Here is a 13,654-nt window from a genome sequence, read left to right as displayed (position 1 = left end):
CCCCGGCAGGACCACAGCATGTGCAACCTCTACAGCATCACCAAGGGCCAACAGGCGATCCGCGAGTTCACCCGCGCGGTGACCGACCGGGCCGGCAACCTGCCGCCGCTCCCCGGCGTGTTCCCGGACTATGCCGCGCCGATCGTGCGCAACCAGCCCGATGGCCGTGAGCTGGCCATGGCCCGCTGGGGCATGCCGTCGCCGGCCTTTGCCCTCAAGGGCAGGAAGACCGATCCCGGGGTGACGAATGTCCGCAACACCGGGTCGCCGCACTGGCGCCGCTGGCTGGGCACGGAGAGCCGCTGCGTCGTGCCCTTCACCAGCTTCTCCGAGCACCAGGCCATGCCGGACGGCAGCCGCCCGCCGGTGTGGTTCGCCCTCGGCGAGGACCGGCCGCTCGCCGCCTTCGCCGGCATCTGGACGCGCTGGACCTCGGTCCGCAAGGTCAAGGAGGGCGAGGTCACCGCAGACCTCTTCGCCTTCCTGACCACGGAGGCCAATGCCGAGGTCGGCGCCGTCCATCCCAAGGCCATGCCGGTCATCCTGACCACGCCGGAGGAGGTCGAGCAGTGGCTGACGGCGCCAGCCGGGGAGGCCCTCGAGCTGCAGCGGCCCCTGCCGGACGGCTCCCTAATCGTGGTCGCCCGCGGCGAGAAGCAGGACGGGGCGCCGGCCGCAACCTGAAGGGGCGACCTTGTCCGACGCCGACACCGACCAGGAAGGCCTGGGCCGAGCCGCCGTCTGCGGGGGCGCCGCTGCCGAGGCGGCGCGGCCGCGCAAGATCATCCATATCGACATGGACGCCTTCTACGCCTCGGTCGAGCAGCGGGACCGCCCGGAGCTGCGCGGCCTGCCGGTTGCCGTCGGCGGCTCGCGGGAGCGGGGCGTCGTGGCCGCCGCGAGCTACGAGGCCCGCAGATTCGGCGTGCGATCGGCCATGCCCTCGGTGACGGCCCGGCGCAAATGCCCCGAGCTGGTCTTCGTGCCGCCGCGCTTCGACCTCTACCGGGCGGTTTCGGCGCAGATCCGCGGCATCTTCGCCGAGTTCACGCCGCTGATCGAGCCGCTCTCGCTGGACGAGGCCTATCTCGACGTCACCGAGAACCTGCAGGGCATCACCATCGCCACCGAGATCGCCCAGCGCATCCGCGCCAGGATCAGGGAGGAGACCGGGCTGACCGCCTCGGCCGGCGTGTCCTACAACAAGTTCCTGGCCAAGCTGGCCTCCGATCACCGCAAGCCCGACGGCCTGTTCGTCATCACGCCCCGCATGGGCCCCGCCTTCGTCGAAGCCTTGCCGGTCGGCCGGTTCCACGGCATCGGCCCGGCGACCTCGGCCAGGATGAACGGGCTCGGGATCCACACCGGCCTCGACCTGCGGGCGCAGACCCTGGCCTTTCTGCAGCAGCATTTCGGCAAGGCCGGCGCCTACTACTACTGGGTCGCCCGCGGCGTCGACGACCGCCCGGTCCGGCCCGACCGGATCCGCAAGTCGGTCGGCGCCGAGAACACCTTCTCCACCGACTTGTTGACGCTGGGCGCGGCCCGTGCGGCGCTGCAGCCGATCATCGACAAGGTCTGGCGCAGCTGCGACGGCACCGGGATCCGCGGGCGCACGGTGACCCTCAAGGTCAAGTATGCCGATTTCAGCCAGGCCACGCGCAGCCGGACGGCGGCTGCGCCGATCGCAAGCCAGGACGAGCTCGAGCGGGTGAGCCTCGCGCTGCTGGAGCCGCTCTTTCCCGTGCCGAAGGGCGTGCGGCTCCTCGGCGTCACGCTCTCGACGCTGAACGACCAGCCGAGGGACGCGGAGCCGCAACTGCGGCTGTCGATCTAGCGCGCGGCGGGGGCTCCCGGTCATCACGGCCAGGCCTCGTCCTGCGGATCGGGGGTCCGGTCATCCTGGCTGTCGCGCCGGGTCCGCCCGGTTGGCATCGCAGCATCCTGGATCACCCCCGGCACCTGCGGATCGTGATGCGGCCGCATGCGCTGCAAGCCCATGTCGGGCGGGACCCGCCCTTGTGAACGCTTCCGTACGAAGAAGCGCTCGCCGATCGCGCCGACGCTCGGTTGGTGCTCATGACACAGGCTGCAAAGCACCAGAAAGGCACCCACAGTCGGTTGCATGTTGCCCTCGAGGACTCCGGGAAGGTCTTGCCTTCCCTTTGCTGGGCTACAAATGCCTTAATGGGGCGAGCGAACCCACAACCCAGGCGGGAGCGCGGGACGCTGCTTGGGCTGCAGCCAGGGCCGGACGTCACGATGAGCAAACCCGGCGGCACCCCGCCAGAGCACGGCCGCTTGAGGCATGGCGCCGGACAACCGGACGGCGAAGGCAGGGACCCGGCGGGCGATGGGGCTGAGGCGACGCTGCGTGGTGGGATACCGGGCCAATCGCTCGAGACGCATCCGGCAGCCGGCAGGAGCATGCGGTACCTGAACGCGCAGGCGCTCCGGTCCAGGCTGGCCGGGACCGAAGCGCTGCTCGCCGAGCAGCGGCATGAAGCCGCCGCCCAGGCCGCGGCCCGCCGCGCGGCCGAAGCCAAGGTGCAGGCTCTGGAGACCGCCTTGAAGGAAGCCAGAGCCGTGCTTGGCGGCGCCGGCCGTGCCCTTGAGCAGGTCGAGGCGCGCACCGCCGAGCTGGCCGCTGCCAATGCCCTGCTCCGCGCCATCGCGGATACCGTTCCCCACCTGGTCTGGAGCTCCCGCCCGGGTGGGGACTGGCGCTTCGCCAACCGCCGATGGACCGAGCACACCGGTCTGTCGGAGGAGGCATCCGCCGGACTTGGCTGGGAGCGGGCGATTCACCCCGAGGACCGCGAGCGGGTCATGCAGGCATGGCGCGACGCCGTCGTCTCCGGCGAGCTGCTGGTCGAGCACCGGCTGCTCGGCCGCGATGGCACCGAGCGGTGGTTCGTGACCCATGCCCTGCCCCTGCGGGACTTCCGCTGGGGCGGGGAGGACGACACCGAGCACTGGTTCGGCACCTCGACCGACATCGACGATGCCTGGCAGGCCAAGCTTGCCTTGTCCACCAGCGAGGCGCGCTTCCGCTGCTTCGCCGAGATGACGCCCGACGTGGTCTGGATGGTGGACGCCCGGACCGGCGACCTCGAATACATCAGTCCCGCATTCGAGCAGCTGTGGGGCGAGAGCCGGGAGGCGGTGATGGCCGACCTCGGGCGATGGGCGGACATGATCCATCCGGACGACCGGGACCGGGTGCTCGCCGCCCTGCCGGGCACGGCGCTCAGAGGCGAGCGCGGCGACATCGAGTACCGCATCCTGCGGGCGGCGGACGGCGCCTTGCGCTGGGTGCGGGACGTCGGCTTCCCGGTGCGCGATCCCGAGGGGCGGATTCGCTGGGCCGCCGGGCTGGCGCGCGACATCACCGCGCGGAAGGAGGCGGAAGCCGCCCAGGCCTTGCTGCTGGCCGAGCTGAACCACCGGGTCAAGAACGCCCTCGCCGCGGCCCAGTCGGTGGCGAGCCAGACCGCGCGGACCACGACAGGGTCGACCGATTTCCTGGCGGCGTTCCAGGCGCGGCTCCTGGCACTCGCCCAGGCGCATGACCTGCTCACGCGGGAGGCTTGGCGCGGCGCCTCCCTCGGTGAGGTGATCCGGCGCACCCTGGCCCCGCATGCGGGCCGGGACGCCGACCCAGCCGTTGCCCTGCAGGGTCCCGACGTGCGGCTGCGGCCCGAGGCTGCCATCGCCCTGCACATGGCCCTGCACGAGCTCGCCACCAACGCGGCCAAGCACGGGGCGCTGTCCGCGCCGGGCGGCCGCGTCGACGTCACCTGGCGCAGGGTCGGCGGCGCGCAGGATGGCGGCATCGCCCTGGAATTGCGCTGGCGGGAAAGCGGCGGGCGCGCCGTCGAGGTGCCAGTCCGAAGGGGCTTCGGGTCGCGGCTGCTGGAGCAGGGCCTGCCGCGCCAGATCGGGGGTGAGGCCACCCTGAGCTTCGCGCCCGGCGGCGTCGAGTACGTGCTGCGCGCCCCGCTGGGCGCCAGCCTGGCGCAATCGCCGTGAACCACGAACCCACCCGGCCCCGCGGCGCTGGATGCTGAGCCCCTAACGGCGCAGCGGCTCCCGCCGGGTGCACGCCTGGCGGCCCCACGTGGCGAGGGGCTGCCGCCGGGCGTCACCGGGGACCATCAGGCCGAGGCCGGGTGGGGCCGCCATCGCCGCCCGGCTTCCGCCGCGGGACCCGGGTTGCGAAGCCTGTGCCCTCCCGCCTCGCCTGGCCTGCCGAACCGAGCGGGACGGGCGCCGTCGGCCGAGCCGCATGCCTGCACCAGGCCTCGGTGACGTCGAGGTGGAGGGCAACCGCCGCAACCAGCGCGAAGGATGCCTGCGGCGGCCTGCGATCCTGCAGCCCTCGGCGCATGCATCCATTCCTTCCCCCAGGCTGTGATGCGCCATGCGCCGCCCTGCAAGGCCGCCGCCGATGCTCCCCTCGCCGGCCTGGCTTCGTCCTCGGAATGGCATTGGCAGGGTGGGTAGCTTGATCGGCTTCCGCGGCTTCGGCGCCCAGTGCATGTCCGTGGCGCAGAGCTGGGGCGCGGAGATCGAAGCAAGGCCACACACGGCGACAAGGTTCGAGGCAGGGATCTACCAGCTGGGCCGGCAACCAGCCGACCACCTCCAGCGCCCCTGCCCCGATTCCGAAGCACGCCATCGCCTATGCATCGGACAGCTTCCGGTCGGTCTAGTGGAGCGACGGCCGGCTGATCGCGGACCGGACGATCCGCAGGGGAGAGGTTCTGTTCTTCGCTGCCGGCACGAGACCCGCGGCCGTGAAGATGCGGCTGCGGAGCGCGACCATGGGTTCTTCCGGAACCGCAGGGCCGACCGGGTGCGGGTCGGCCACGATGTCTGGATCGGGCACGGGGTCACGGTGCTGCCGGGGGTCAGCGTGGGAAACGGCGCGGTGCTGGCGGCCGGTGCCGTGGTCACGCGGGATGTGGCGCCCTGCACCATCGTCGGCGGCATGCCGGCGCGGCCCATCCGGAGCCGGTTCCCGCCATCGATCGCCGAGCGGCTGGACCGCATCGCCTGGTGGGACTGGCCGTTCAAGCTGATCATGCAGCGCCTGGCCGATCTCCAGTCCGCCGATGTCGAGGCGTTCTGCACGCGGTGGGAAGCGGCCCCATAGGCATCTCCGCTGCCATCAGCAGGGGCTGCGGGCACCGCCTCCCCGGCCGGGATCAGCGCCAGAGGCCACGAGGAGCAGCATCGGCGCCCGGCCCGGCGGCGTCGTCCGCCAGACCGCAGCGGCCGCCAGAGGAAGAGTAGCATGGCCGCAGCGGACCCGCAGGGCCCGGGACCAGCGCATCGGCAAGCCATCCCGGCCGTTCCGCCGGGCAGCGAGGATGTCCCAGGCTCCGCGGACGGAACTTGGGGGAAAACGGTCCAATGCCTGGAACGAAAGCGCCGTGTCCCTGTTCTGCTGCGGCTCAGGTGCAAGGGGAATAAGGGCATGGATACCCGGGTGGAGCTTCCGGCGCCGCAAATCATGCGGAAATCCCGCGTCAGGGAGGGCTCACCTTTCCCCTTGGGGGCGACCTGGGACGGGCTCGGCGTGAACTTCGCCATCTTCTCCGCCCATGCCACGAAGGTGGAGCTTTGCCTCTTCGACGACGCAGGCGAAACGGAGCTGGAGCGGCTGGAACTGCCGGAATATACGGACGAGGTCTGGCATGGTTACCTGCCCGATGCCCGGCCCGGCACGATCTACGGCTACCGCGTCCACGGCCCCTACGAACCGGAGGCCGGGCATCGCTTCAACCCCAACAAGTTGCTGCTCGACCCCTACGCCCGGACCATTGTCGGCGAGCTCCAATGGGGGCCGGAGATCTTCGGCTATACGCTGGAGACCGGGGACGACCTCACCTTCGATAAGCGCGACAGCGCCGGCCTGATGCCGAAGGGCCGCGTCATCGACCCGGCCTTCAGCTGGGGGCGGGAGCGCAGCCCGGGCGTTCCCTGGGACCGCACCATCTTCTACGAAACCCATGTGAGGGGCTTCACCAAGCTCCGCTCCGACCTGCCGGAGGAGATGCGCGGCACCTATGCCGGCCTCGCCGCGCCCGAGGTCGTGGATTACCTGCGCGGCCTCGGCGTGACCTCGGTCGAGTTGTTGCCCATACATACCTTCGTCAACGACGGCCCGCTGGTGGACAAGGGCCTGACGAATTACTGGGGCTACAACACGATCAGCTTCTTCTCGCCGGCGCGGCGCTATGCCCGCAACCCGGCCTTCGCCTTCTCCGAGTTCAAGGAGATGGTGGCGCGCCTCCACGATGCGGGGCTCGAGGTGATCCTCGACGTAGTCTACAACCATACCGCCGAAGGCAATGAGCGCGGGCCGACCCTGTCGTTCAAGGGTATCGACAACGCCAGCTACTACCGGCTGCTGCCGGACCAGAAGCGCTACTACATCAACGATACCGGCACCGGGAACACGGTCAACCTTTCGCATCCGCGCGTGCTGCAGCTCGTGACGGACAGCCTGCGCTACTGGGCCACCGAGATGCGCGTCGACGGCTTCCGCTTCGACCTGGCGACGATCCTCGGGCGCGAGCCGCATGGCTTCGACGAGGGCGGCGGCTTCCTCGACTCCTGCCGGCAGGACCCGGTGCTGTCGCGCGTGAAGCTGATTGCGGAGCCCTGGGACTGCGGGCCGGGCGGCTACCAGGTCGGCGGCTTCCCGCCAGGCTGGGCGGAGTGGAACGACCGCTTCCGCGACACCGTTCGCGCCTACTGGAAGGGCGATGAGGGCATGGCGGCGGAACTCGCCGCGCGGCTCACTGCCTCCGGCGACAAATTCAACCGTCGCGGCCGCAAGCCGTGGGCCAGCGTGAACTTCATCTCGGCCCATGACGGGTTCACGCTGAACGACCTCGTTTCCTATAACGACAAGCACAACATGGCCAATGGCGAGGACAATCGCGATGGCCATTCGCATAACCTGTCCTGGAACTACGGCGCCGAGGGGCCGACGGACGACCCCGAGATCAGGACGCTGCGCGAGCGGCAAAAACGGAACATGATGGCGACGCTGCTGCTCTCGCAGGGGACGCCGATGGTGCTCGCGGGCGACGAATTCGGCCGCACCCAGCAGGGCAACAACAACACCTACTGTCAGGACAATGAGCTCAACTGGATAGATTGGGCCGGCATCGACGCCCAGGGCCGGGATCTCGCCGCCTTCACCCGCAAGCTGGTCGCCCTGCGGCAGGCTTTCCCGGTGCTGCGCCGCAGCCGCTTCCTGTCCGGCGCCAGCAACGAGGAGCTGGGCGTCAAGGATGTCACCTGGGTGACGCCACATGGGACGGAGATGGAAGGCGAGCAGTGGGACGACCCGAACACCCGCTGCTTCGGCATGCTGCTCGACGGGCGCGCCCAGGCCTCCGGCATCCGCCGCCCCGCCTCGGATGCGACATTGCTCCTGGTCCTGAACGCGTACCACGAGGCGGTGGAATTCTCGCTGCCCGAACCCCCTGCCGGCCAACGCTGGCTTCTGCTCATCGACACGAACCGGCCGGAGCTGGAGGAGCCGGAGCCATTCGAATTCGGCCATCCCTACATCGTCACGGGCCGCTCGATGCTGTTGCTGGTGTTGCGGCCCGAGCGGGGCGGCGGCGCCATCCTCGCCGCCGCACGCAATGCGCTGCTGGCCGGCACCGCGCCGCCACCGCTTCCCGAGGCGGAGCGGTGACGGCTCCGTCATGGTGCCCGCCACGGGGTGGCCCACTGGTCGTATCTGGCTGCGGCTGACCAGCCGCACGACCTCCCGCCCTGGCTAGCCACTCCGCGCTGGCCCCGGCGTCTGGCCGACGGCGGCGCGGTCGACCGCAGGCTGGCCGGGCGCCAGGCGCTAGCGGATGCCTGCTGCGAGCCGCCGCCCCGCCTGCCGGAGTTGCACCATGGCCGTGGCGGAGCCGCAGTGGCGCAGGCCTCGCAGTATCCGTAACCATCGATCGCGTTAGGCTATCCAGATCGCGTCCCTGCCGGCCGCGCAGACCCGCGCCGGATTGATTGGGCCGAAGCTGGCCACTTGGCTCCGCCGTCCAGCCCCGTCGATTGCTTCGTGCTCGCCGCCATCCCAGTCACACGGTCAACGCGTCCGCTGCCGACCGTGTGACTGGGATGTGCGGTCCAACGACCGGCCGGTCAGAACCTCAAAAACGGCATTCGGCCGGGCGTGAGCCCGGCCGACATACTGCCGATTCCAGTCCTGTGCCGAAAGCTCAGACCGGTCCGGAACGGGAGGGCGTGGACATCGGCTCGCTGCCGGGCATCCCGCTTCGCCGCGGCTCGCCGGAGTCTGCCGTCGGATTGGATTTGCCGGCCTCGCCGGCGGCCAAGGTATTGCGGGCCTCTTCCGCGACGTCGTGGGTTGCCTCCCGTACCGCGTGTCGGACCTGCTGCGCGGCCTCGGTCAAGGTAATGCCCACCTGCCCACCGGCATTGCCGGTCACCTGTTGCTTGGCTTGACCGCCCGCCTCACTCACCGCAGCCGTGACGGCTTCCAGGCGGTCGCCTGCGACTTCCTTCGCCTTCTCGTAGCCTTCCTGAACAGCGGCCTGGGCACGGCCTGCCGCCGCGTCGCGGGTCTCGCCCATCAGGCGATCTTCCGCCCGCGTAGCGGGGATCAACGAACCGATCGCAGCCCCGAGCGCCACGCCGATGGCACCCAGAACCAGGGGCTGCTCGCGCATCAGCCAGCCAAGGCCCTGCCGGGCGCTGGTGCCTAAGTCATCGATCTGGTCCCTTGCGTTCTGTCCCGCTACCGACACCCGGTTCATGGCCGTGGTCGCGGCGCCCTGCATGCTGTCGACAACCTGGTCCGCCGCCCCCGTGATCTTGTTGTAGGTCGAGCTCGCACGATCAGCGGCCTGGCCGGCGGCGCTGGCGAGGCTGTCGCCCACCCCGCCGGCGGCCGACCTTGCCCGCTCACCGATCGAATCCTTCGCATCGGATGCGCGTTCGAACAGGGGAGCGTCGCCGTAATCGCCCATGACCTGGTTCTGCTCCACGCCTTCATAGACCCGGAAGCGCGAGCTGGAACGCGGCGTATGGTCGGCCCTGTAGCCCGGACCGGGCTGCGCCGCGGCGGCGCGGTTGTTGCCGGTGAACATGAGCCAGCCGATGCCCGCACCGATCAGCACAAGCGGCAGCGGGTTGTCCTGCACCGACCGGCCGAGATTGCGGACCAGCTCCGCACCGCCCGATGTGCGGGCGTAATCCAGGGCCTGCTCGAACAGCTGGCCCGGCGAGGCGCGATCGCGCAGCTCCTCCAAGGTGCTGGTGAGGTTGGAGCGCGTGGCTTCGACCTCGCGCTCGATCTCGGCGCTGGAGCGGCCGTTCGGGTCTGTTGCGCTGCTCATTGCACCTGCTCCTTTACCGCTTGGGCATCCTTGGACAGTTGCTGTGCCGTGCGGTTGGGGGTGAGGCTGGATGCCTGCAGCCGGGAGATCCCGCTGCGGATCAGGATGTATCCCCCAAGCGCCGCGACCACGCCGGTGATCAGCTGCGCCCAGCCGATCGGGATGTCGAAGTAGACTAGCAGGGAGGCGAACGCGAAAAGCAGCAGGATCAATGCACCGAGCAACAGGCCGCCGCCTGCAGCAATCGGCGCGATGGCTCCGGCGGCATGACCGACCTTCTCGCCGACCTCAGCCCGGGCCAGCTGAATTTCCTTCCGGAACAGCGTCGATATCTGGCCGATGACACTACTGAAGAGTTCCGGCATCGAGCGATCCGGGGAACGGGTATTGTCTTGCATGGCCTGCCCCTCGTTAGCCGGTTTCGTTAAGCGGGTCGCGGTTGCCCGCTGGCGCAGCGGGCCGAGCCGCAGCGCCGCCGAGAGATGCGGCAGCCGTGGTGGCAGGCCATGCGGGCTGGATCGCATCGTCGCTCGAGCGTCCAGGGGCCGGCGGGACCCAGCCCGGCGCGCCCGACATCGTCGGCCGGCCGCTCGCCGCGGTTCGCCCCGGAGCTTGCCGCTCGGGTCCCAGCCGGGCCTGTTGGGCGTCGGTGGCCGAGCTCTTGGCGAAACGAGCCAGCGCGAAGCCGGCCAGGACCGCGGCACCGAAGAAGGCGACCGGACGGTTCCGGGCGAGATCCTCCGCATAGCCCATGAGCTGACCCGGGCTGTTGTCCCGCAAGGTTCGGGCGAAGCCGTCCATCGCGGCGGCAGCGTCGTGCACGTACTGCGCGATTTGCGGCGAGGTGCCTTCCAGCTCGTCCGCAGCGCCATGGACCGCGCGTGCGAGGCCCTCCGCATGGTCGGCGCCGACTCGCTTCTGCTCTTCGGCAAAGCCGAGCGCACGGTCCTTCGCAGCCTCGGCTACGTCAGCGCCTTCCGCCTTGATGTCGGACGCCGCGTCGCGGGCCACGTCACGGATCTGGCTGGCCGTGGCGCTCGCCTGCGAGCCGATCTCGGCAGCAGCGACCTGGCCCTGCTCCGCCGCATGCCGCAACGGATTCCCATCGGACGTCGCTGAGTTTCGGCCGGGTCCTTCTGACCTTACGGTGTCGCTCATCCACGCCTCCCTGTTATCGCAGCCTCTTGGTCCAACGTCAGCGGCTTGGGTAATCCGGAGACAACAACGGGCGAGAAAGGATGTTCCGCAGTGAGCCAAAAAAAACGCAGGCGACGGAAATCTGAGAAGGGCGTTGCCGCGCCGCATGTCCTCCGCCGGAATGAACAGGCATGGCCGTGCCAGCCGGGTGGCCACCGAGGCCGCCACCGATCCGCCCTGTCGCTTCTCCGCCACGGCCATCCATCACGCCGCCGACCTCAATCCGACCGCACGGAAGCGATCCGCGGGTGATCTGGTCCGGCCGAAATGAGAATGGTTTGCAGGGAGAGGCATATGCAGGGCGCCTATGCCGTGCGCAGCGCTCTACAGATGCAGTCGCGGACCGCTGCGACGCCATGCTGCCGGCCCTCAAAGGGCACGCGTGTTATCCTTGCTTACGCCCGAACGCGCGTCCTGCCGCCATGGGCTCGTTCCCCCACCCCGTTGGCCCGGCAATTGGCGACGCCAGGAAGACGATGCGGCCTCCTTTCATGACAACCAACGGGAGCGGCCGCCAATCGGTGTCGCGCCTGCGCTCCAGCAAGATGGCGGTGGAGCACCGTGGGCTGCCGGCATCGCCAGCCCCAGCGACAGCGCCGCCGATCGCCATGCAAGGCGCTGCCGGCGCCGCAGGCTAGGAGTTGAAGTGCCGGTCTTCCTGATGCGTCCTTTTCAGCCAAAACTTATCGTTGGGCGAGTCGCCAGCGACGATACAGCCGAGCCCCATCACGAGCCCGCCGATGTAGTCCAATAATGCGGCGATTACGGTTATGGAGACGCCGAGCACTATTATAGGCACAGCGATAAAATTTCTCATTGTCCGCAACTCCATGCCATCACTATCCAGGGTATTTAAGCCAAGCATTCAGGCAAACGAGCAAGCCCGCATGTCGATGTTGGTTCGAGGCGGCGTAGGTCGTGGTCAAGGGCTTGTGCAAGACGGCGGCCCAGGCCACGCAATGACGCCGGTGCAGGGAGAGCTGGGGAGGCAATTCGCTCACTCAGCCTCAAAGGGGGCTGCCCAACGGTGGAGCCCCGAGAGAAAGCACTGATCAGAACTATGAGCAATGGCGATGACCGAAAAGCCGATCGCATCCAGCATCAAGGCGAGAGCAACCACGAGTCGCGCGACACCTCGCCGCGGGCGCAGGAGAACCATCCGCGAATGGAGGAATGCAGGTGCGTCACGAGGAAAGCTGACTCCAAGCGCGCCGCACGCGGCAAGTGGCGGTTGCAGGATACCATGGCTGTGAACCGACTCGGCCTCCTGCGGACTTGTGATTATGAGTTGGGCAATTGTTCACCTAGCCTGCAGCAGCCATGACATCCGCGCCGCCATAGATCCCGGTTTCCTGTCGCCCTAGTGCCGCTCGCGGCCGAGGGCGCGTGCGTCCCGCGTTTCGCGGGATGAGCGGTCGCGCTTCCACGTCCCGTTGCCCGGTTCAGCCACATGCCCGCATGTGGTGATCCGCACGGAGTTTGGCCTGATGTCCGTGCTCTCGCTTTCCCTGCTGCCCTTCGGCGGCTCGTGCCTGCTGCCCGTCTCCGCGAACGCCCCCGCTTCACGCCGCCCCTGCCGGATGCTCGCCCTTCCGGCCAACGGCGGCGAGGCTCCGCACCGCATCGAAGCAGGAGCAGCCGCCAGGAGCACCGGACCCACTCCGCTTGCCGGCGCTGCTTATGCGGGGAGCCCGGGCAATGCGTGAGCAAGCAAGACCGCCGCGTGACGGCGAAGCGACCATGACCGCCCTGGCGAAGGCGGATGTCGCTCCGACGTGGTCGGCCTACCTGGTCGCCTTCCTCGGCTCGCTCGTCGCCATGTTCGCGCTCTATCACGGCGCGCTGCTTGGCCTGTCGGCCACCGGCAACCTGCCGCCCCCGGCCATCACGAACTCCCTTTGCATCGATGAGAAATTCGCCTCGATGCGGCAGGAGCCTCCCGAGGCCCCGACCATGCTGGTGGTCGGATCATCGGTCGCATGGCGCCATTTCGATGGCGACACCATGAAGCGCGCCCTGCCTGGGACGGTACCCTTTAATGGCGGCATGTGCGGCCGCAGCATCAACCAGACCACCTACGCCACGGATTGGCTGCTCAGTCACTTTGGGACGGTTCGGGACGTGCTGCTCATCGCGTCGCCGCAGGACTTCGACAGCTGCCCCGCCTCCTCGACCGCCTTCTTCGACCGCCGCGACGTGGACGACTACGTCTTCGGCCAGGCGAATCCCTGGCTGTACTACACCCGTTACTTCTCCCTGGTCTCGCTGGCGCGCAACGCCCTGTCGATCGCCGACAAGCGCTCCGGCGCGGACAGGATCGATCCGCTGGTCTTCGACAAATACGGCAGCGGCCCGCTCGGAGGCGAGGGCGTCAGGGGAACCCTGCTCTACGGCAAGGTCGCCGAGGCGGATCCGGCTTGCCTGAGGGCCTTGTCGCAGCTCGCCAGGACGTCGCGGCAGGAGGGCCGCCGCTTCATGGTGGTGTCCACCCCGCTCCACCCGGAATGGCGGAGGCTCTACGACCCCAGGGGCGAGTATCTCGGGCGCCTCAACGCCGCCATCACCGAAGCCCTGGCCGGAAGCGGGGCCGAGTTCTGGGACGGCAACTCCTCGCAGTCGGTGGATGCCGCCGACTTCTTCGATGCCATCCACCTGCGCTGGACCGCGGTCCCCGAGTTCACGGGCGACATGGTGAGGGCGTTCGGTCTCGTCCGCGGCCTCGCCGGATCTTCAGCGCCAACCGCCCGTGGAGGTGCCTGACCATGCAATCCCTGTGTCCGGCGTGGACGCCCGTTCGATACGAGATTGCCGTGTACTGCAGCAACGGTGCGGTGGGGCTGGACCTGCCCTACCCGACCCGATGGGCGATAGTAAACGGCCTGGACAAGAAGCCGCTGATCGAGCGCCGCGCCGACACGCCGAAGGCGGCCAACGACGCAGCGCTGAAGGCCTTCGCCTGCATGGTGGGGAGCTAGAGCCTGCCCGATTCACAGGGTCTCACAGGAAATGCTCTAGCAGCCTGTCGGATTCCCAACGGGCCTGATATCGGCGAATCTGTTCGG

Annotated in this window: 11 protein-coding genes; 7 read left to right on the top strand and 4 right to left on the bottom strand. The window is 69.1% G+C overall.

Annotated features, from left to right (window positions below; all coding sequences use genetic code 11):
* The first annotated feature begins 18 nt into the window (after positions 1 to 18).
* Both AC5JJ1_RS11290 and dinB read left to right on the top strand, forming a co-directional pair.
* Positions 19 to 684 (top strand): SOS response-associated peptidase, encoded by a 666-nt coding sequence (locus AC5JJ1_RS11290; RefSeq protein WP_495785220.1) that lies wholly within the window; start codon positions 19 to 21, stop codon positions 682 to 684.
* A gap of 40 nt (positions 685 to 724) precedes the next feature.
* Positions 725 to 1,837 carry a DNA polymerase IV gene (dinB, locus tag AC5JJ1_RS11285; RefSeq protein ID WP_495785345.1) on the top strand — a complete coding sequence of 371 codons (1,113 nt, stop codon included), beginning with the start codon at positions 725 to 727 and terminating at the stop codon, positions 1,835 to 1,837.
* A gap of 23 nt (positions 1,838 to 1,860) precedes the next feature.
* Here the strand turns inward: dinB and AC5JJ1_RS11280 are convergent, their stop codons facing one another.
* Positions 1,861 to 2,115 carry a hypothetical protein gene (locus tag AC5JJ1_RS11280; RefSeq protein WP_495785219.1) on the bottom strand — a complete coding sequence of 85 codons (255 nt, stop codon included), beginning with the start codon at positions 2,113 to 2,115 and terminating at the stop codon, positions 1,861 to 1,863.
* 312 nt (positions 2,116 to 2,427) lie between these two features.
* On the opposite strand from AC5JJ1_RS11280, the gene AC5JJ1_RS11275 reads away from it, so the two are divergent.
* The 3 genes from AC5JJ1_RS11275 to glgX all read left to right on the top strand — a co-directional run bounded on the left by AC5JJ1_RS11275 (position 2,428) and on the right by glgX (position 7,723).
* The gene (locus AC5JJ1_RS11275) at positions 2,428 to 4,032 is read left to right on the top strand and encodes a sensor histidine kinase (RefSeq protein ID WP_495785218.1); all 1,605 of its coding nucleotides are present in this window, start codon (positions 2,428 to 2,430) and stop codon (positions 4,030 to 4,032) included.
* A gap of 475 nt (positions 4,033 to 4,507) precedes the next feature.
* Complete coding sequence (locus AC5JJ1_RS11270; protein ID WP_495785217.1) at positions 4,508 to 5,158, top strand: DapH/DapD/GlmU-related protein; 651 nt, start codon at positions 4,508 to 4,510, stop codon at positions 5,156 to 5,158.
* 324 nt (positions 5,159 to 5,482) lie between these two features.
* Positions 5,483 to 7,723 (top strand): glycogen debranching protein GlgX, encoded by a 2,241-nt coding sequence (gene glgX, locus AC5JJ1_RS11265; protein WP_495785216.1) that lies wholly within the window; start codon positions 5,483 to 5,485, stop codon positions 7,721 to 7,723.
* 532 nt (positions 7,724 to 8,255) lie between these two features.
* Here the strand turns inward: glgX and AC5JJ1_RS11260 are convergent.
* From AC5JJ1_RS11260 to AC5JJ1_RS11250, 3 genes are read right to left on the bottom strand one after another with little or no spacing between them, the layout of a single operon-like run.
* Positions 8,256 to 9,395 (bottom strand): DUF3618 domain-containing protein, encoded by a 1,140-nt coding sequence (locus AC5JJ1_RS11260; RefSeq protein ID WP_495785215.1) that lies wholly within the window; start codon positions 9,393 to 9,395, stop codon positions 8,256 to 8,258.
* Positions 9,392 to 9,793, bottom strand: coding sequence for a phage holin family protein (locus AC5JJ1_RS11255; protein ID WP_495785214.1), 402 nt, complete (start codon positions 9,791 to 9,793; stop codon positions 9,392 to 9,394). The genes AC5JJ1_RS11260 and AC5JJ1_RS11255 overlap by 4 nt, the downstream gene beginning before the upstream one ends.
* Before the next feature lie 13 nt (positions 9,794 to 9,806).
* Positions 9,807 to 10,553, bottom strand: a complete 747-nt coding sequence (locus tag AC5JJ1_RS11250; RefSeq protein ID WP_495785213.1) for a hypothetical protein — start codon at positions 10,551 to 10,553, stop codon at positions 9,807 to 9,809.
* A gap of 1,779 nt (positions 10,554 to 12,332) precedes the next feature.
* On the opposite strand from AC5JJ1_RS11250, the gene AC5JJ1_RS11245 reads away from it, so the two are divergent.
* Complete coding sequence (locus AC5JJ1_RS11245; protein WP_495785212.1) at positions 12,333 to 13,352, top strand: hypothetical protein; 1,020 nt, start codon at positions 12,333 to 12,335, stop codon at positions 13,350 to 13,352.
* Positions 13,353 to 13,402: 50 nt separating this feature from the next.
* A complete protein-coding gene (locus tag AC5JJ1_RS11240; protein WP_495785211.1) occupies positions 13,403 to 13,567 on the top strand; it encodes a hypothetical protein in 165 nt (54 codons plus the stop codon).
* Positions 13,568 to 13,654 lie beyond the last annotated feature (87 nt).

This window comes from Belnapia sp. (assembly GCF_059504005.1).
Note: the sequence above shows the minus strand (reverse complement) of the source record. Positions and strands in the feature narration are given on the sequence as shown.

What these genes read in the sequence shown, in the direction of transcription:
- glgX (WP_495785216.1), top strand. Translation starts at nt 5,483, where the DNA reads ATGGATACCCGGGTGGAGCTTCCGGCGCCGCAAATCATGCGGAAATCC.
- AC5JJ1_RS11260 (WP_495785215.1), bottom strand. Translation starts at nt 9,395, where the DNA reads ATGAGCAGCGCAACAGACCCGAACGGCCGCTCCAGCGCCGAGATCGAG.
- AC5JJ1_RS11245 (WP_495785212.1), top strand. Translation starts at nt 12,333, where the DNA reads ATGACCGCCCTGGCGAAGGCGGATGTCGCTCCGACGTGGTCGGCCTAC.
- AC5JJ1_RS11290 (WP_495785220.1), top strand. Translation starts at nt 19, where the DNA reads ATGTGCAACCTCTACAGCATCACCAAGGGCCAACAGGCGATCCGCGAG.
- AC5JJ1_RS11255 (WP_495785214.1), bottom strand. Translation starts at nt 9,793, where the DNA reads ATGCAAGACAATACCCGTTCCCCGGATCGCTCGATGCCGGAACTCTTC.
- AC5JJ1_RS11275 (WP_495785218.1), top strand. Translation starts at nt 2,428, where the DNA reads ATGCGGTACCTGAACGCGCAGGCGCTCCGGTCCAGGCTGGCCGGGACC.
- AC5JJ1_RS11250 (WP_495785213.1), bottom strand. Translation starts at nt 10,553, where the DNA reads ATGAGCGACACCGTAAGGTCAGAAGGACCCGGCCGAAACTCAGCGACG.